Annotated in this window: 20 protein-coding genes and 1 pseudogene; 15 read left to right on the top strand and 6 right to left on the bottom strand. The window is 59.7% G+C overall.

The genetic code is table 11. The features are described 5' to 3' along the window. Positions 1 to 89: 89 nt before the first annotated feature. Positions 90 to 704, top strand: coding sequence for an HD domain-containing protein (locus AC58NV_RS22765; RefSeq protein ID WP_497229192.1), 615 nt, complete (start codon positions 90 to 92; stop codon positions 702 to 704). A gap of 165 nt (positions 705 to 869) precedes the next feature. Further along, on the top strand, positions 870 to 2,561 hold the full coding sequence (locus AC58NV_RS22760; protein ID WP_497229191.1) for a BCCT family transporter: 1,692 nt from the start codon (positions 870 to 872) through the stop codon (positions 2,559 to 2,561). A 100-nt stretch (positions 2,562 to 2,661) separates the two neighbouring features. On the opposite strand, the gene AC58NV_RS22755 is transcribed toward AC58NV_RS22760, so the two are convergent. The 3 genes from AC58NV_RS22755 to AC58NV_RS22745 all read right to left on the bottom strand — a co-directional run bounded on the left by AC58NV_RS22755 (position 2,662) and on the right by AC58NV_RS22745 (position 4,549). Continuing rightward, on the bottom strand, positions 2,662 to 3,723 hold the full coding sequence (locus tag AC58NV_RS22755; RefSeq protein WP_497229190.1) for a YeeE/YedE family protein: 1,062 nt from the start codon (positions 3,721 to 3,723) through the stop codon (positions 2,662 to 2,664). 42 nt (positions 3,724 to 3,765) lie between these two features. Further along, entirely contained in the window at positions 3,766 to 4,074 is a 309-nt protein-coding gene (locus AC58NV_RS22750; RefSeq protein ID WP_366663045.1) for an ArsR/SmtB family transcription factor, read from the bottom strand. A 100-nt stretch (positions 4,075 to 4,174) separates the two neighbouring features. Next, positions 4,175 to 4,549, bottom strand: a complete 375-nt coding sequence (locus AC58NV_RS22745; RefSeq protein WP_497229189.1) for a hypothetical protein — start codon at positions 4,547 to 4,549, stop codon at positions 4,175 to 4,177. Positions 4,550 to 4,629: 80 nt separating this feature from the next. Here AC58NV_RS22745 and AC58NV_RS22740 point away from each other — a divergent pair, with 80 nt between their 5' ends. The 13 genes from AC58NV_RS22740 to AC58NV_RS22680 all read left to right on the top strand — a co-directional run bounded on the left by AC58NV_RS22740 (position 4,630) and on the right by AC58NV_RS22680 (position 16,191). Next, positions 4,630 to 5,370: a cytochrome c biogenesis CcdA family protein gene (locus AC58NV_RS22740; RefSeq protein ID WP_497229188.1), complete on the top strand. Its 741-nt coding sequence runs from the start codon at positions 4,630 to 4,632 to the stop codon at positions 5,368 to 5,370. 14 nt (positions 5,371 to 5,384) lie between these two features. Further along, positions 5,385 to 5,963, top strand: a complete 579-nt coding sequence (locus tag AC58NV_RS22735; RefSeq protein WP_497229205.1) for a thioredoxin family protein — start codon at positions 5,385 to 5,387, stop codon at positions 5,961 to 5,963. A gap of 130 nt (positions 5,964 to 6,093) precedes the next feature. Beyond that, positions 6,094 to 6,570 (top strand): sulfur oxidation c-type cytochrome SoxX, encoded by a 477-nt coding sequence (soxX, locus tag AC58NV_RS22730; RefSeq protein ID WP_497229187.1) that lies wholly within the window; start codon positions 6,094 to 6,096, stop codon positions 6,568 to 6,570. 46 nt (positions 6,571 to 6,616) lie between these two features. Further along, positions 6,617 to 7,033, top strand: coding sequence for a thiosulfate oxidation carrier protein SoxY (soxY, locus tag AC58NV_RS22725; protein WP_366662992.1), 417 nt, complete (start codon positions 6,617 to 6,619; stop codon positions 7,031 to 7,033). 34 nt (positions 7,034 to 7,067) lie between these two features. Beyond that, entirely contained in the window at positions 7,068 to 7,397 is a 330-nt protein-coding gene (gene soxZ / locus AC58NV_RS22720) for a thiosulfate oxidation carrier complex protein SoxZ (protein WP_366662993.1), read from the top strand. 71 nt (positions 7,398 to 7,468) lie between these two features. Beyond that, positions 7,469 to 8,314 (top strand): sulfur oxidation c-type cytochrome SoxA, encoded by an 846-nt coding sequence (gene soxA / locus AC58NV_RS22715; protein ID WP_497229186.1) that lies wholly within the window; start codon positions 7,469 to 7,471, stop codon positions 8,312 to 8,314. Between the two features lie 90 nt (positions 8,315 to 8,404). Beyond that, on the top strand, positions 8,405 to 10,102 hold the full coding sequence (gene soxB, locus AC58NV_RS22710; RefSeq protein ID WP_497229185.1) for a thiosulfohydrolase SoxB: 1,698 nt from the start codon (positions 8,405 to 8,407) through the stop codon (positions 10,100 to 10,102). A 69-nt stretch (positions 10,103 to 10,171) separates the two neighbouring features. Further along, positions 10,172 to 11,443: a sulfite dehydrogenase gene (gene soxC, locus AC58NV_RS22705; protein ID WP_497229184.1), complete on the top strand. Its 1,272-nt coding sequence runs from the start codon at positions 10,172 to 10,174 to the stop codon at positions 11,441 to 11,443. Further along, on the top strand, positions 11,427 to 12,479 hold the full coding sequence (locus AC58NV_RS22700; protein ID WP_497229183.1) for a c-type cytochrome: 1,053 nt from the start codon (positions 11,427 to 11,429) through the stop codon (positions 12,477 to 12,479). Before soxC ends, AC58NV_RS22700 begins: the two co-directional genes overlap by 17 nt. 2 nt (positions 12,480 to 12,481) lie before the next feature. Further along, entirely contained in the window at positions 12,482 to 13,189 is a 708-nt protein-coding gene (locus tag AC58NV_RS22695) for a c-type cytochrome (protein ID WP_497229182.1), read from the top strand. A gap of 24 nt (positions 13,190 to 13,213) precedes the next feature. Further along, complete coding sequence (locus tag AC58NV_RS22690) at positions 13,214 to 14,476, top strand: FCSD flavin-binding domain-containing protein (protein ID WP_497229181.1); 1,263 nt, start codon at positions 13,214 to 13,216, stop codon at positions 14,474 to 14,476. Positions 14,477 to 14,551: 75 nt separating this feature from the next. Next, positions 14,552 to 14,986 (top strand): DUF302 domain-containing protein, encoded by a 435-nt coding sequence (locus AC58NV_RS22685; protein ID WP_497229180.1) that lies wholly within the window; start codon positions 14,552 to 14,554, stop codon positions 14,984 to 14,986. Positions 14,987 to 15,132: 146 nt separating this feature from the next. Further along, positions 15,133 to 16,191: a YeeE/YedE family protein gene (locus tag AC58NV_RS22680; RefSeq protein WP_497229179.1), complete on the top strand. Its 1,059-nt coding sequence runs from the start codon at positions 15,133 to 15,135 to the stop codon at positions 16,189 to 16,191. A gap of 1 nt (position 16,192) precedes the next feature. Here the strand turns inward: AC58NV_RS22680 and AC58NV_RS22675 are convergent, their stop codons facing one another. The 3 genes and pseudogenes from AC58NV_RS22675 to AC58NV_RS22665 form a co-directional block, all read right to left on the bottom strand. Next, on the bottom strand, positions 16,193 to 17,137 hold the full coding sequence (locus AC58NV_RS22675) for an MBL fold metallo-hydrolase (protein WP_497229178.1): 945 nt from the start codon (positions 17,135 to 17,137) through the stop codon (positions 16,193 to 16,195). After that, positions 17,137 to 18,144, bottom strand: a complete 1,008-nt coding sequence (locus AC58NV_RS22670; protein WP_497229177.1) for an MBL fold metallo-hydrolase — start codon at positions 18,142 to 18,144, stop codon at positions 17,137 to 17,139. Before AC58NV_RS22670 ends, AC58NV_RS22675 begins: the two co-directional genes overlap by 1 nt. A gap of 140 nt (positions 18,145 to 18,284) precedes the next feature. Continuing rightward, positions 18,285 to 18,375 (bottom strand): annotated as a pseudogene (locus AC58NV_RS22665) (IS5/IS1182 family transposase); the annotation flags it as partial.

The raw sequence follows: 18,375 nt of genomic DNA, 5'->3' as shown, positions 1-18,375 counted from the left end.
AAAGATATTTCACATCAGAGTGAGTGAATCAATTCGTTTTTCCTTGCAAAGGCGGGCGGCTATAGTGCCTGGCCAAAGGAGGACGTGCGATGAACAACAAGCATCAGCCCAAATGGACCAACTTCGAGAATGCGAGCAAAGAGGATTTCCTCGCTGTCATGGATTACGAGGACGCCTACAACGCGGCTCTCATTGACCGGCTTCTCGATGCGATCCGTTCACTGGATGAGGACTGGACCCCGTACCCGGTAAACCGCTACCAGCACTGCCTGCAGGCCGCGACACGCGCCCACAATGACGGCGCGGATGAAGAGATCGTGGTTGCGGCGCTGATCCATGACGTTGGCGACATCCTTGCGCCCTACAATCACGGCGAGCTCGCCGCAGCGATCCTGAAGCCCTACGTCAGCGAAAAGTGCCACTGGATCACCAAGCATCACTGCGTGTTCCAGGGTTACTATTACAACCACCACCTTGGCGGCGACCGCAACGCCCGCGACAAGTACCGCGATAGCCCCTATTGGGAGGACTGCCGGCATTTCTGCCACGAATACGATCAGAAGGCGTTCGACCCGGACTACCCGACCAAGCCGCTGGAGTTTTTTGAACCGATCCTGAGGCGTGTTTTGACGAAGCAGGAAGGCCACCTGGAACTGCTGGAGACAGCAGACGAGAAAATGCCCGCAGAAGGCGCGCAGGGCTAAATCAGTCCCCAACTGAAAAGAAGCCGGACCGGCTGGCATCAGGCGGCGCCGGCTTCTCTTTTTCATTGTCACCGGCCGCGTGCCTCGTGCAGCGGCTGATCAATACCGCACATCCCTGAGGGGATCGGCGGACGAGTCCCATGGCTCATTCTTACGGAGGAAAAAGTGTCCCAATCAAATCCCAACAACGGCCGGGTATCCAGGAGCGGCTTCTTCGCCGGCCTGCATCCCGGAATGGGCATGGCCGCGAAGGGCATGATTGCCGCGTTCGTGATTTTCACGATCATGAACGTGGAATTTGCCGGGGGTGTCTACGGCGCGGTCCGCGGCTGGATCGAAAGTGCCCTGAGCTGGTACTACATCTCGACAATCACCGTCATCATGTTCGTCTGCTTCTTCCTGATGTTCTCCAAGTGGGGAAGCATCAAATTGGGCGACGACGACAGCACCCCCGAATTCAGCAACTTCTCCTGGTTCGCGATGCTGTTCTCGGCCGGTGTCGGCATCGGCATCCTCTTTTTCGGCGTGGCGGAACCGGTCTTCTACTTCGACAACTCCGGTGCATTCGGTTATCCGAACAACCCCCATGCGGACCTTCAAGGCCACATAGACATGGACATGCAGCGCGCAGTCGCGGCGATGCGTGTCACCTATTTCCATTGGGGCTTTCACGGCTGGGCGGTTTACGTGATCGTCGGCCTGTGCCTCGCCTACTTCGGATTCCGCAAGAAGCTTCCGCTGACGCTCCGCTCTGCCCTGCACCCCCTCATCGGCGACAGGATTTATGGCCCTGCCGGCCATGCCGTCGACCTTCTGGCGGTGTTCGGCACCGTGTTCGGCGTCGCGACATCGCTGGGCCTGGGCGTCAATCAGATGGCGACGGGGCTGAAGGTGCTCTTCGGGGTGGATTCCGGCCTGCCGACGCAGCTGGTCCTGATCGGTGTGATCTCTGTTGTTGCGACCGCCTCTGCCGTCTCCGGGGTCGGCAAGGGGATCCGCATCATTTCCGAGTGGAATATCTGGCTGTCGATCATTCTGCTGGCCTGCTTCATGATCTTCGGCCCCTTCGAGTGGCTCATGAGCTTCTTTGTCACTTCAATTGGCGACTATCTGTGGAACGTCATTCCGATGGGGTTCTGGACAGCCAATGAGGCAGGAAACTCCGCATGGCAGGGTGGCTGGACCATTTTCTACTGGGGCTGGTGGCTCAGCTGGGCACCGTTCGTCGGCATGTTCATCGCGCGCATCAGCCGCGGCCGTACCATCCGGCAATTCATGGTCGGCGTGATGTTCGTGCCCACCACTATTACCTTCCTCTGGCTGTGCATGTTCGGCGGCAACGCAATCTGGCAAGAACTGAACGCCGTTGGCGGGCCCGCTGCAGCGGGCGGTGCAGGCATTATCGACACTGTGCGCGCTTGGGACTTGCCCGATGCCCTGTATGGCACCATTGCCAATCTCACCGCCAATTCCCAGATCGGTGACATGGCCTGGATCGGATGGCCGCTATCGGCACTGGCTACCTTCCTGCTGGCCTCCTGGTTTATCACCTCTTCAGACTCCGGAACCTTGGTTATCACCACCATTCTGTCGATGGGGGATGATCACCCGCCGAAGAAATTCCGCATTATCTGGGGCATGGGGCAGGGCGTAGTTGCCGCGGTTCTGCTGCTGGCCGGCGGGCTGAGCGCATTGCAAACCGCGTCTATTGCCGCAGCGTTCCCGATATCCTTTGTCCTGATCGCAATGACGTGGGGATTGTGCAAGTCCCTTGCGAGGGACCCCTCGGCCGTGAAGGCTCCGGCTGGGGAGTATGCAAAGGACGGCACGCATATCGCGCAGGAATTGCACGCTTAACACGACCTTCCGGCCCTGCAGGTGCCTTTCGGGGCCGGAAGTCCAGCAATCCGGAAACGCCCAAGGTCCGGCGAAAACACTGCAGCATCAAATTCGGAATTCAACGACCCGCAGCAAAAGGCAAACCTGTGACGAGCTGCCTGAGCCCGAGCGCTGCCCCGGCAAATACCGCTGCGAAAGTGACAGGGGCGCTGTAGGCCAGAAGGGAGAAGGCTGAAATGCCCTGTCCGACGCTGCATCCAACTGCGATTATGGCTCCGGGCCCCATTATTGCGGCCCCTAGCATCTGCCGCTTGAGCTCGCGCGGATCCTCGCAGGCTTCCCAGCGGAAGTGGCCTTTGGACCAAGAGCCCAGGAAAGCACCGATGAGCACGCCGGAGACAGACCCGACTGCAAATGAAAGTGAGGTTCCCGATGCAGTCATGAGGTAGAGTATCGTGTCTCCCAAAGGTGCGGCGAAGGTGTGGGTCTGCACCGTTTCGCCGTCGAAACCATGCGTGACAACCCAATAGGTTCCGACCCAACCGGACACGATTGCCAATCCCACTGCACTTCCCCAGAGCACATGGGACGGGCTGCGGAGAAACCGGCGGTTTGCCATTGCGAAAACTGTCAGGGCAGCGCCGGTCAGCGAGCCGGCTATTTCCGCTGGAACAGAAGTCAGCCGTTCGACAAGAAAGCTGATGCTCTGAGTTTCGCTGAGATCCATCTCCACCGGGAAAATCCAGATCCGCAGATATGCGAGGGGGCCCGACATCACGACATAGGCAGAAAGACCCATAATCAAAACGATGACAAACGACCGCAAATCACCGCCGCCAAGCCGCGCCAGCGCTCCGTAGCCGCAGTTTCCGCTGATGGCCATGCCATAGCCGAACATCAGGCCTCCGACGACCGAGCCGGCCGGGTTCCATGTTTGCGCCAGGTAACGGGTCCCTGACGGGTCGAGCCACCCAAGGGCCATGGCTGAATGCGAGCCGATGATCGCGACCCCAATCGCAACGGCCCACATCCGCAGCCGCCGGTCGTCATTGCCATAGAGGCAGTCTTCGATCGCTCCCAGAGTGCAAAAGCGGCCAATCCGGGCGGCCAGGCCCAGGACAACCCCGCCAATAAGCCCAATCAGGGCCACGGAATTGGCATCTCCTAAGATTTCGAACATGGCCAGTCTCCTCCCAAAGCTGGCTGTGTTTCCAAAAGGCCCTTACTTTCCGCGGCAAAAAAGATCGTAGATGACCTCAAGGATCTGTGTCGACCGGTCATCAGCGAGGCTGTAGTAGATCGTCTTTCCTTCGCGCCGCGTTTTGACGAGGCCCTCAAACCGCAAGCGTGACAATTGCTGGGATACTGCGGCTTGCCGGGCCGAAAGCATTTCCTCCATCTGGGTGACGGATTTTTCCCCCGACGACAAATAGCACAGGATCATCAGGCGCCCCTCGTGGCTGATCGCCTTGAGGAAGTTCGATGCTGTCTGAGCATTCTCCATCATCCTGTCCAAGTCCTCGGCGCACATGTCCTTGGAGAACACTGGAAGTTTCGAAGGTTTGTCCAACAAGATCGCCTCGCTTACTTGGCTTCACGTATTCAAATCAATTTATGTGATTTTCTGTGCATTAGCCAGAGGTCTCAATCGATATTCCTCTGTCACGCAGCAGAGCACCGAGCAGGCCCCAGAAAAAATCCTCGCCCGGATAGCCTTCGATGCGGCCGACCTCCTGGCCATTTTCCAGTAAGACAAAAGTCGGCGAGAAAAGGAGGGGCCTTTCCAGTGTAATATCCGCTGGGGCGGAGTGTCGGATGTCGACACGCCGCAGGGGGGCAATCTTTCCTTCGGGCGTTTTGGGGTAAGTCTCCGATATTTCCTCATCCCAGCGCGCGCACCACATGCAACCGTCCTCTTCCGCCATCAGCAATGTCATCTCAGCCCGTGAAATCACGGGTGGAAAAACCAGCACAACAGCCAGCAGAAGGAAGAGGAAGTGTCGCACTGCAAGCTCCGATTGACGGCGGCATTACATCTTGGTTAATTTGAATATGTGAATGATATCATTCCAGGACGGTGTTGGCCATGCTCGATATTACTTTCGCAGGGGCTTTGGTCGCGGGCCTGTTGTCGTTCCTGTCTCCCTGCATATTGCCGATCGTTCCCTTCTATCTCAGCTATCTGGCCGGTGCCGGCATCGAGCGGATGTCGGCCGGCCCTGATGTTCCAGGGGCTGTGCGCCGCAGGGCAACCCTGTCGGCAGCGGTGTTTGCAGCGGGGATCATAACGGTCTTCGTGGCGCTTGGCGCAACGGCCTCGATTTTCGGGCAGCTGGTCCGGGATTATTTTGACATTTTGCGATGGGTCGCGGCGGTGATCATCATTGCGATGGGGCTGCATTTCCTGGGCGTCATTCGAGTCGGATTTCTCTATCGCCAGTTCCGCGCGGACGTCGGGGAAACCTCAGACGTCAGTTTTGCCGGTGCCTATGTTCTTGGTCTGGCTTTCGCCTTTGGCTGGACGCCGTGTGTCGGCCCGGTTCTGGCCGCGATCCTGTTCACCGCCGCAGGCACGGAAACGGCTTGGCGGGGGGCTGGACTGTTGTTCGTCTATGGCGCTGGCATGACCGCGCCGTTTGTTCTGGCGGCGCTTCTGGTGCGCCCGTTCATGCAGTGGATGGCGCGTTTCAGAAAGCACCTGGGGCTGATCGAGAAGGCGATGGGGGGGCTGCTGATCACCTTTGGCCTGCTGATTGCAACCGGCTCCGTGAACATGATCGCGCAATGGATGCTGGACCGCATGCCGTGGCTGGCAGCAATCGGCTAGGTCGGGAGGAAGCCATGAAACGAATTCTTGCCTTCATGATAGCGTGCCTTGCCGCCGGGGCTGTTGCTGCCGCAGAGCTGGGTGATGACGGTCTCCACAAAGCGCCATGGATGCGCGACACATTCAAGGACCTCCGCGAGGACCTTGAGGAGGCCGGCAGGGACGGCAAGCGGCTGGTGCTGTTCATCGAACAGCAGGGCTGCATCTACTGCAAGAAGATGCATGAGGAAGTTTTCCTGCAGCCCGATTTGGCCGCGTACATCGAAGAGAACTTCTTTGTCGTGCAGCTGGATCTGCACGGAAGCGCAACGGCGGTCGATTTTGACGGAGACGAGAGCGAGCAAAGGTCGCTGATGCGCAAGTGGGGCATCCTGTTCACGCCAACGCTCGTTTTCCTGCCCGGAGAGGTGCCTGAGGATGCCACGGCCATCGAGGCTGCGGTCGCCGTCATGCCGGGCGCGTTTTCCAAGGCAACCACCTTGCACCTTTTCACCTGGGTCAACGAGAGGCGCTATGAGATTGAGAACGGGGAGGATTTCCAACGCTACCATGCAAGGCGCATCCGCGAGCGCAGCAATGTTGCTCAGGATTGACCTTGCGGGTACAAATAAAAAAATTCAAGTAAATGAATTTAATGTTGCGATAGGCCCTGTTCGTCGACTACGGTACACGAAGACTTTGGGCCGCAAGGCGCTGTCGGCGTGGCAGCAAACGGGAGGGATCATGAAGCTGAAACTCATTACTCTGGCGTGTTTAATGACAGGCGCTGCTGCTATCGCGGCGGAGACAGGCCCGAAAGAAGTCCAATATGACGAGTATGGCGCAGTTGAGGAATCCCTTACCGGCGTCGCCGGTGATGCGGCCAACGGCGCGGTCATCGTGGGCGAAAAATCGAAAGGCAACTGCGTCGCCTGCCACGGGGTCACAGCCTTGGCGGATATCCCTTTTCATGGGGAAGTAGGACCGATGCTTGATGGTGCCGGTGACCGGTGGACCGAAGCCGAGCTTCGCGGCTTGGTGGCGAACGCGAAGATGACGTTTGAGGGAACGGTGATGCCAGCTTTCTACAAGGATGAGGGCTATATCCGTCCTGGGGACGCATATACCGGCAAAGCTCCCTCCGCGCAGCTGACCTCGATTCTGACTGCGCAGGAAATCGAAGATGTCGTCGCATTTCTTGCGACCCTGAAAGAACAGTGACCGCGCCCTCAAGCCCGGGATCCGAAGGATGCAAAGGAGATTGAAAATGGAACTTTCTCGTCGCGAGACGCTGGGCCTGGGCCTGGGCGCCGCGGTTCTTGTCTTGGCACCGTTCCGCGCCAACGCGGCTGCGGAAGACGCGATTGCCGCTTTCACGGGCGGAGCGGAAATGGCCGAAGGCGGGGTGGCATTGACAGCGCCGGAAATCGCGGAAAACGGCAACACGGTGCCGATCGAGGTGAGCGCCCCGGGGGCCGCTGCGATCCTGATCGTGGCCGCCGGCAACCCGGAGCCGGGTGTTGCAACCTTCAACTTCGGCCCGCTGGCAGCTGTACAGGCCGCCTCCACGCGCATTCGTCTTGCTGGAACGCAGGATGTCATCGCGGTGGCCAGGATGGCTGACGGCAGCTTTGCCAGGGCCGCGGCGACCGTAAAAGTGACAATTGGCGGCTGCGGCGGCTGATTGCCCTGCCCCCTGAAATACAGGAGATCACCCAATGGCATCCGGAGTTAAACCCCGCGTCAAAGTTCCGAAATCAGCCGCTGCTGGTGAAGCGGTCACCATCAAGACCCTGATCAGCCACAAGATGGAAAGCGGTCAGCGCAAGGACAAGGAAGGCAACGTCATTCCGCGTTCGATCATCAACCGCTTCACCTGTGAGTTCAACGGCGAGCTGGTTGTCGACGTGACGCTGGAACCTGCGATTTCAACGAACCCCTATTTCCAGTTTGAGGCGACCGTGCCCGAAGCCGGGGAGTTCGTGTTCACCTGGTATGACGACGACGGCTCCGTCTACGACACCAAGAAATCTATCGAGATCGCCTGATAGTCCGGCCACTAAGGCAGATCAGCGCCCGCCTGTGACCGCTGGCGCTGGTTCACCAAGGGAGGAAAGCAATGAACAACAAGGCACTTACGGTGATCGCGGCACTTCTGGCCTATCCTGTTGCAGCGATAGCTGGGCCGGACGAAGACAACCTGGTGATCAATGAAGATCTGAACATGATCTCGGTGACCGGCGCGCCGGCGCATGCCGAAAACCTAGACACGATCTATTCCGGCTGGCATTTCCGCACTGACGAAACCCAGGCGTTGCAGACCGACGATTTCGACAATCCGGCCATGGTATTCGTTGATCAGGCGGCCGACTTGTTCGAAACCGCCGATGGCGCGGCTGGCAAGAGCTGTGCCTCCTGCCACGAAGACGTGGAAAGCTTCAAGGGGCTGCAGGCCTCTATGCCCAAGGTGGATGCCGAAAGCGGAAAGCTGGTTGTGATGGAGGACCTGATCAACAAGTGCCGGACCGGCCGCATGGAAGCGGACGCCTGGAAATGGTCCGGGGCTGAGATGCAGGGGCTGGTTGCGCTGATTGGCCTGCAATCGCGCGGAATGCCTGTGAATGTCGCCATTGACGGCGCCGCTGCCCCGTACTGGGAGCAGGGCAAGGAGATGTACTATACCCGATACGGCCAATTGGAGCTGAGCTGCGCCAACTGCCATGAAGAAAACTGGGGCAACATGATCCGGGCCGATCATCTGAGCCAGGGTATGGTCAATGGTTTCCCCACCTACCGGCTGAAACAGGCCAAGCTGATTTCGCGCCACAACCGGTTCCGCGGCTGTATCCGCGACACCCGCGCCGAAACCTTTGCCGAGGGTTCGGACGAGTTCCGGGCGCTGGAGCTGTATGTGGCATCGCGGGGCAACGGGCTGTCGGTCGAGACGCCCGCGGTTCGCCAGTAACTCTGCACCCGCGCCGGGGATGCCTGGTGCGGGTAATTCACAGAAATTGCATTCACACATTTAGATGTGAAGAAACAGGAAAGCCGGAAAATGATTTCGCGACGTGACTTTCTGCAGGTTTCCATGGCGGCTACGGCGCTGTACGGGTCGGCGGGGTTCGGAAACTGGGCCCGGCTGGCGGCACAGCAAAGCCTGACCCAGGATCAGCTGCTGGAGTTTGAGACCTTCGGCAACATAAGCCTGATCCATGTCACCGATATTCACGCGCAGCTGAAGCCGGTTTATTTCCGCGAACCTGAGGTCAATCTTGGGATCGGCGAGGCGCACGGGCAGATGCCGCATGTGACGGGCGCGGCTTTCCGCAGGGCCTATGGGATCGAAGACGGAAGCCCGTCCGCCTATGCGCTGACCCACGACGATTTCTCCTCTCTGGCGCGGGCTTATGGCCGGGTGGGGGGCATGGACCGGGTTGCGACCGTCATCAATGCCATCCGCGCGGACCGCCCCGATGCGCTGCTGCTGGACGGCGGCGACACCTGGCACGGGTCATACACCTGCTATCACACGGCGGGCCAGGACATGGTCAATGTGATGAACGCGCTGAAACCCGACGCGATGACATTCCACTGGGAGTTCACCCTGGGCAGCGGCCGGGTCAACGAGATCGTTGAAGGTTTGCCGTTCGCGGCCTTGGGGCAGAACATTTTCGATGCCGAGTGGGACGAACCCGCTGAGCTGTTCAAGCCCTACAGGTTCTTTGAGCGCGGCGGTGCCAAGATTGCCGTGATCGGCCAGGCTTTCCCTTACATGCCGATTGCCAACCCGGGCTGGATGTTCCCCGAATACTCCTTTGGGATCCGTGACGAGAACATGCAGGCCATGGTGGACGAAGTCCGCGACGCCGGGGCCGACGTGGTTGCCGTGCTGAGCCACAATGGTTTCGATGTCGACAAGAAGATGGCCGGGCGGGTGCAGGGGATTGACGTGATCCTCAGCGGCCATACCCATGACGCGCTGCCTGAGCCGGTGCTGGTTGGCAAAACGCACATCATCGCATCCGGCTCGAACGGCAAGTTCGTCAGCCGTGTGGATCTGGATGTGCGGGATGGCCGGATGATGGGCTTGAAGCATAAGCTGATCCCGGTTTTCTCGGACGTGATTGCACCCGATCCGGCGATCACGGCGCTGATTGACGAACAGCGTGCGCCTTATGAGGAAGCGCTGAGCGAAGTGATCGGAAAGACGGACACGCTGCTCTACCGCCGCGGTAATTTCAACGGCACCTGGGACGACCTGATCTGCGACGCGCTGCTGAGCGAGCGGGAAGCGGACATTGCGATGTCGCCGGGCGTGCGCTGGGGGCCTTCGATCCTGCCGGGGCAGGACATCACGCGCGAGGATGTGTGGAACGTCACCTCGATGACATATCCGAATGCCTACCGCACGGAAATGACAGGGGAATTCATCCACGTCATCCTGGAAGACGTCGGCGATAACCTGTTCAACCCCGATCCCTACTACCAGCAGGGCGGCGACATGGTTCGTGTCGGCGGGCTCGGCTACCGCATCGACGTGACCAAGCCGCAGGGGCAGCGGATCAGCGAAATGACCCTGCTCAAGACCGGTGAGGCGATTGACCCCGCAAAGAACTACGTCGTGGCCGGCTGGGCCAGTGTCAATGAAGGCACCGAAGGCCCGCCGGTCTGGGATGTCGTTGAAAACCACATCCGCAATCAGGGCACCGTGACCGTCGGGCCGAATACGTCGGTTGAGGTGATCGGCGCCTGATGCGGCGGCCGCAGCCGGCCGTGCAAAACCAGAACAAGATTTGCTGCTCGCGTAACGGAGGCAAACAAAATGAGTGACAACTCCCGAGGAAAGGCGCCTTCGCGCCGCCAGTTCCTGAGCGGTGCGGCCGCCGTTGGGGTGGGGGCGGTGGGCGCCGGGGCGGCCCACGCCGCTGGCCCGGACCCGCTGATAACCGAGGTGCAGGAGTGGGCGCGGGCAACCGGAGAGGGCGTGGACGCAACGCCGTACGGTTTGCCGATCCAGTTTGAAAAGGATGTCGTGCGGCGCAACGTCGAATGGCTGACAGCGGACACGATCAGCTCGATCAACTTCACGCCGATCCATGCGCTGGACGGAACGATTACCCCGCAGGGCTGCGCTTTTGAGCGGCACCATTCCGGTGCTATCGAGCTGAGCAAGGCGGACTACCGCCTGATGATCAACGGTCTGGTCGATACGCCGCTGGTCTTCACCTACGAAGACCTTGAGCGCTTCCCGCGCGAGAACCGTATCCATTTCTGCGAATGCGCGGCGAACACCGGCATGGAATGGGCGGGCGCGCAGCTGAACGGCGCGCAGTTCACGCATGGCATGATCCACAACATGGAGTATTCCGGCGTGCCGCTGCGCATTTTGCTGGAAGAAGCCGGCGTCAGACCTGAAGGCAAGTGGGTCTATGCCGAGGGCGCTGACGCGTCTTCAAACGGGCGCTCGATCCCGTTGGAAAAGGCGCTGGATGACGTGCTGGTTGCCTTCAAAGCCAATGGAGAGGCGCTGCGCAAAGAGCACGGGTATCCTGTCCGGCTGGTCGTGCCCGGCTGGGAAGGCAACATGTGGGTCAAGTGGCTGCGCCGGATCGAAGTGACCGGAATGGCCATTGAAAGCCGCGAAGAAACGTCAAAGTATACTGATACGCTGGAGGACGGCACATCGCGCAAGTGGACATGGGTGATGGACGCCAAATCGGTTATCACCTCGCCCAGCCCGCAGGCGCCGGTAACGCACGGCCCGGGGCCGCTGGTTATCACCGGGCTGGCCTGGTCCGGCCGGGGGTCGATTTCCGGCGTCGACGTATCTGTCGATGGCGGCAAGAACTGGACGCCCGCGCGCCTGGCAGCACCCGGCGCAGACAAGGCGCTGACCCGGTTCTACCTGGATTACAATTGGGACGGCTCGGAGATGCTTCTGCAGGCCCGCGCAAAGGATTCGACGGGATACGTCCAGCCCAGCAAGGCGCAATTGCGGGAGGCGCGCGGAGAGAACTCGATCTATCACAACAATTGCATCCAGACCTGGTGGATCAAGGAGAATGGAGAGGCGGAAAATGTCGAAGTATCATAAGCTGTTCGCTGCCTCTGTCCTGGGCTTGACCCTGGCTGTTCCGGCATATGCCGGGAACTTCGGCCTGGGGCGCCCAGCGCTGCCGGAAGAGATCGCTGCTTGGAATTTGGATGTTGCTCCAGATGGAACCGGGCTGCCCGAAGGATCCGGAGATGTGTTCGCCGGAGAAGAGTTATTTGCCGAACATTGCGCTATCTGCCATGGGGATTTTGCCGAAGGCGTCGGCAACTGGCCCAAACTGGCTGGCGGAGAAGGGACGCTTGCCGACAAGGATCCGCTAAAGACGGTCGGATCCTACTGGCCTCATCTGTCAACGGTCTGGGACTATGTGAACCGGTCGATGCCGTTCGGAAACGCGCAGTCGCTGGAACCGGATGATGTCTATGCGATCGTGGCATACATCCTGTATTCAAATGACATCGTCGATGACGAATTCACGCTGACGCATGAGAACTTTCTCGAAGTGGGCATGCCGAATGCAGAGGGGTTCATCGTGGATGACCGGGAAACCGCCGAGGCGCATTTCTGGACCGATGAGCCGTGCATGGCGGCGTGCAAGGAAAGTGTTGAAATCACCATGCGGGCGGCGGTTCTGGACGTGACGCCCGAGGAGACCGGGACGGCAGAAACGCAGGCGTCTGTGCAGGAAGCATCTGCAGACGCCGAAGCGGCAGCGGAAGGTTCCGCGGCGGTTGCGGAAACTGCAGCACTTGATGCCTCGATGATCGAAAGCGGCGAAAAAGTCTTCAAGAAATGCAAGTCCTGTCATCAGGTCGGTGAAGGTGCCAGGCACCGTACCGGCCCGGCCTTGAATGGAATTGCCGGTGCCAATGCGGCGGCCGTCGACGGTTTCAAGTATTCCAAAGCGATGAAAGCGGCCGCTGAAGAGGGGCTTGTCTGGACCGACGATGAGCTGGCCGCGTTCCTTGCAAAGCCGAAAGCTTACATGAAGGGCACGCGGATGTCCTTTGCCGGCCTCAGGAAACAGGACGAAATCGACGCGGTGATCGTTTACCTCAAGTCGTTCGGCAGCTGATCGTGCGGTGGCCGGTCGCAGTGGTGTTTGCAGCAGCTGCCGGGGGGCTTTCCCCGGCGGCCGGCGCTGCGGAAGAACTTGGCGATGCAGAAGCCGGAAAGCTGGTGTTCGAGAAGTGCAAGGGCTGCCACCAGATTGGCACAGGCGCTGAGAGCAGGATCGGCCCGCATCTGAACGGGGTCTTCGGACGCAAGGCCGCGGGGCTGGAAGGGTTCAAATATTCCAAAAGCCTTGAGCGCGCGGGAAACTCCGGCCTGGAATGGCATGCGGACACGTTGTCGGCTTATGTCGAAAACCCGCGCGCTTTCGCGTCGGGAACCCGAATGAGCTTTCCGGGGCTGAAAGACCCGCAAGACCGGGCAAACCTGCTCGCTTACCTGCGCAAGTTCTCTGACAATCCGCAGGACATCCCGGAAGCCGACCCGACGGCCAAGGGAACGGATCACTCTGTGGATCCCGGGATACTGGCTATTCAGGGGGACCCGGAATACGGAGCTTATCTCAGCAGCGAATGCACAACCTGCCATCAGATCGAAGGCGGCGACGAGGGCATCCCGTCTATCGTTTTCTGGCCGGATGACGACTTTGTCACTGCCATGCATGCCTACAAGGAAAAGCTGCGCCCCCATCCTGTCATGCAGATGATTGCCGGGCGCCTGAGCAACGAAGAAATCGCGGCCCTGGCCGCGTATTTCAATAACCCGGAGTAACAGTGCCCAAGGGGAGGAAACGCGATGACACTTAACAGACGCATATTTCTTGGAACCACCGGTGCAGCGGCTGCCGGACTGGCGGCGCCGATGGTCCTGGCGCAGGGCAGGCCGAGGGTCGCGGTTGTCGGCGGCGGTGCAGGCGGTGCCACCGTTGCCCGCTATATCGCCAAAGACAGCAAAGGCGAAATCGATGTCACGCTGATTGAACCGTCGCGGACCTATTACACCTGCTTTTTCTCGAACCTGTATCTGGGAGGATTCCGGGAGCTTTCCGACATCGCGCACAGCTACGGAACGCTGGCGGCCAGCTATGGTATCAACGTCGTCCACGATTGGGCCACGGGTGTTGATCCGGAGGCCAGGACCGTGTCCTTGGCGGGGGGCGGTTCCCTCCCTTACGACAAGCTGATCCTGAGCCCGGGCATCGACTTTGTTGATGGCGCGGTCGAGGGCTGGGACGTCTCTGCGCAGAACAAGATGCCGCATGCCTATAAGGCGGGTTCACAGACCGAGCTGCTGAAGGCGCAGATCATGGCGATGCCAGAAGGGGGGACCTTCGCAATGGTGGCGCCGCCGAACCCGTACCGCTGCCCGCCGGGGCCTTATGAGCGGGTTTCGATGGTGGCGCATGTTCTGAAGGCCCGCAACCCGACCGCGAAAATCATTGTCGCAGATCCCAAGCCGAAGTTTTCCAAGATGGCTTTGTTCCAGGAAGGCTGGGCGAACCACTATGAAGGAATGGTTGACTGGATCGGCGAGGACTTCGGCGGCGGCAGCGTTTCGGTGAACCCGGATGCCATGACGGTGACCATCGACGGAGAAGAAACCAAGGTCGATGTCTGCAACGTGATCCCGGCGATGAAGGCAGGCCGGATTGCGGAAATGGCTGGGGTGACGGATGGCAACTGGGCCCCCGTGAACGCTGCCGACATGTCGTCGAAGGCAAACCCGGATATCTATGTCCTTGGCGATGCGAGCCAGCAGGGCGATATGCCGAAGTCCGGGTTCTCAGCCAACAGCCAGGCGAAGGTTTGCGCGAATTCCGTTCGCGGCGCACTGACCGGGTCAAAGGTATTTCCGGCCAAGTTCTCGAACACATGCTGGTCGCTCATCGGCACTGAAGATGGCGTCAAGGTTGGCGCGACCTATGAGGCCACCCCCGAGAAGATCGCCAAGGTGGATGGTTTCATCAGCCAGACAGGCGAAGGCGCGGATCTCAGGAAAGCGACTTACGAAGAATCGCTTGGGTGGTATGCGGGCATCACCTCGGACATGTTCGGATAGGGAAACAGAGAGCGGCCGGCGCCGAGGCCCTGCCGCTCTATGCGCGGACCGCGGGTCTGGAGGAGGAATACGATCATGAAGTACAATGTTGCGGCCGCTGCAATCTCCGGCGTTCTGGCAAGCCAGGCCTTTGCCGGAGAGATTGTCACGGTCCCCTTTGACGGCAGCTTTGATGACGCCACGTTTGCAGTTGAATCGGCAATTGTCGGCCAGGGGCTGGTCATTGACTACGTGAGCCACGTCGGCGAGATGCTGAACCGGACAGGTGCCGATGTCGGCAGCGACAAACTGATCTTCTCGGCTGCGGATATCTTTATCTTCTGTTCTGCAAAAATCTCGCGCGAAGTGATGGAGGCGGATCCGATGAACATCGGTTACTGCCCTTACGGGGTTTTTGTCGCCGAGGATGAAAGCGGTGTTCAGGTCGGCTACCGGAGCTACCCGGACGGTCCGATGGAAAAAGTCGAAGCGCTGCTGTCGGAAATCGTCGAAGAGGCCGTTGGAAACTGAAGGGAGGCGCGGCCAGCCGGCTGAATACGCGGAGCGGCTGAATTTCTTTTGAGCGGGCGCCCTGCCGGCGTGCTGGCCATCGGCCGTGCAGCCGGAATTTGACAAATGACAAGCACAGCCGCGTAACGGGGTGACAGTTTCTGCCCATGGAGAAGCTCATCAATCTGCTGGGAGATGCCGGTGCTTTGGCTTTTGCCGGGCTGGCCGTTGGCATCGTGTTCGGGGTTGCAGCCCAGAAATCTCAATTCTGCTTGCGTGCAGCCTCGGTGGAAGTTGCTGAGGGCCGGGCCGGGCCCCGCTTGGCGGTTTGGCTGATTGCGTTCCTTTCGGCACTGTCTCTTGTTCAGGTATCTGTGGCCCTGGATTGGCTGGAACTGTCCGGAACGCGTGCGATTGCTTCAACGGGAAGCATCAGCGGAGCCTTGATCGGCGGCGTGATGTTCGGCACCGGAATGGTTCTGGCGCGGGGTTGCGCATCGCGTCTGCTGGTTCTGGCCTCTTGCGGCAACTTGCGGGCCTTGGTCACGGGGCTGGTCCTGACCCTGGTCGCGCAGGCGGCCTATACGGGGGTGCTCAGCCCGGCACGGGAGAAGCTCGCTGGTATTTGGGTGGTCCCCGGCGGCGAGGCGCGGGACCTGTCCGTGATCGCTGGCTTTCCAACGGCTGTTTACGCCATTTCGGCAATGGCAGGATTGCTTCTGGCAATTGCATTTGCCTGCCGGCAAAACGTTACCGTAACCGGCATTCTGTCAGCTGCAGGGGTCGGGGGTGCGGTAGCGTTCGGCTGGCTGATGACCTCTGCGATTGCCCAATCGTCGTTTGAAATCGTGCCGGTGCTGTCCGTCACATTTACCGGCCCCGCCACAGATACCCTGATGGCATTGGTCGCAGAGCGGAACGTGGAATTGTCTTTTGGTATCGGCCTCGTTCCCGGGGTCGCAGCCGGCGCGGCTGCATCAGCCTTTTTGTCGGGGGACTGGGGAATTGAAAGGTTCGGCGCGGACACCCCGATGGAACGGTATCTCGTTGGCGCGGTCCTGATGGGTTTCGGAGCAATGCTTGCCGGGGGCTGCGCCGTCGGTGCCGGATTGTCGGGAGGATCGGCCTTGTCCCTGACCGCTTGGATTGCGGCTTTCTCGATGTGGATCGGGGCGATTGCCACGCACCGGCTGATAAAGCGGTTGCCCGCTCTGCAGCGATCCTGAGCTACTCAAATTCCATTTGCTCGTAGACACGGCCGGCATTCCTGGCTGCCAGCTCCTCGAAAGTATCCAGGTGGGCGTAGGGCGACTGGTCAACGTAATAGGCGTCTGCCAAATCCCCGCCGGCGTCCATGTGCTCCTGTATTCTGCTGCGCAGGTAAATCAGGTAGCCGCGTGTATACCTGCGGACCTGATCCATATTCGTCGGATGCCCGTGGCCTGGGATGACATAGGTCGCGTCCAGAGGTTCAAACGCGTTGTCCCAGGTTTCAAGCCAATCCGCGGTGTAGGTGTCCTCAAAAACCGGAAGCATGCGTTCGTGAAAGGCCATGTCGCCAGAAATGACCAGGCTTTGGCCGGGTAGCCAGATCGAGATATCCCCGGGGCTGTGTGCCGGTCCAAGGTATTTTGCCTCGATGCGGAATTCGCCCATTTCGACCGCGTATTCATCGTCGAAGGTCTCCGTCGGGGCGGCCAGGTAGGTGCCTTCTGCCTTGTCTTTATTGTATTTCTTCATCTGCTCGAGGATCTGCGCGCCGTATTCCTCGAACTCCGCCGCGGCATCGGTATGGGCAATGATGGGCACGCCGATCTCAGACCAGTAGGCATTGCCGAGCATCGCATGCCCCTGACCGTTTTCATTGAAGACAAGCTTGACCGGCTGATCGGTGACGGCCTGGATCTCCTGGTGAAGCGCCTTTGCAAGAACATAGGCAGCGCCCCCGTTCACGACCACGACGCCGTCTCCGGTCACAATGAAGCTCAGGTTGTTGTTGTGGCCTGAGTTTGCATATGTGGGCGGTGCGGTTGCGCCTATGGCAGTGAACACGCCGGGAATGTACTCCACCGGCTTCGAATACAGCACGCTTTGCGGATACTGGTCTGCGATATCCTCGCTGGCCCAAGCCGGAAAGGCCAGCGTGCCAGCAATCAGAATCTTCCGTATCATCACAGCTCTCCTATAAACCGGTATGCTTGGCCGGCCCTTTCCACGCGGCCGAACCCGCCGCCCGGCAGATGAAAACCAACGAGTCTCATCTGCTCTGCTGAAATCTGGTCGAGCAGCGTTGTTCTGGCCGCCGCCGCGGTCTCAGGATCCTGATCGGTGCCGCTGGGCCAGCTGGGGCGCTCGAACGCGGCATGCGGGTTTCCGAGCGCATCTCCGACCACCATCACCGCGTCGCCGCCATTGCGGACTTCAAAGGCCATATGGCCCGGCGTGTGACCGTAACTTGCGCGTGCGGCGATACCGGAAAGGATTTCTTGCCCGTCATCAAAGAAATCAACGAGGTCTTCGATCGCTTCCATGCGCCGCTTTGCCCCGACTGCAAACGACGCGCGCTCAGCCCCAATTGAGTCCACTGTTTCCGGGTTCCACCAATAGTCCCACTCCTTGCGGCCAAAGAGATGAGTTGCGTTGGGAAAGTACGGGTCGTCAAAGTCATCCAGAACCCCCCAGATGTGATCCGGGTGAGCATGCGTGAAGACAACATGCGTGACTTCAGCGGGGGACAGGTCAATCGCGCCGAGAGACTCCGGAAGCTTGCCGGAAGTTGCCATGAAGTCCGGGCCGGCGCCGGCGTCGAACAGCACTGTATTTTGCCCGTCACGGTACAGCACCACGTTGCAATCCGGCTCGTACTTGGTGATGTCGGCCTGATGGTGTTTCATCAGCTCTTCAAGTTCTTCTTGCGGCATCGCCCCGAACACCATCTCAGGCGGCAATGACAAGTACCCGTCCGAAAGCGTTGAGATCCGCGCCGATGAGCCGAGCTGCAAATCCGCGCGCAAGGGCTTGGATTGAGTGCCAAGCGCCGCCAGGCAGGCGCCGTGAAGGAGGAAGCTGCGGCGGGTGAGAGGGTGTCTTTTGAGCATATTAAAATCAATAAGATGAATATGTTTATTTGTAAACACCGGACAGCCGTTAGCCGGTGCAATTTTTGCATGAGCCGACACGAACGACTGCGCGTTGTGCTGTGGCAGTGAGCAGGTATTGCAGCAGCTGGACCTAAGGCCCGTTTTTGAGGAAATTGAACCGCAGCGGGAAACACGGCATTCAACCCTCGGTCAGGACCGTTTAGGGTCAGGATTCATAACTAGCAGATGACTAGGACCGCGAGGGCGATTGCTGACATGAATACCTTCGGGCACCTGTCGAAGCACGTTGCGATGTGCCTCCAATCCTTG

The sequence above is a fragment of the Leisingera sp. ANG49 genome, from assembly GCF_059694505.1.
Note: the sequence above shows the minus strand (reverse complement) of the source record. Positions and strands in the feature narration are given on the sequence as shown.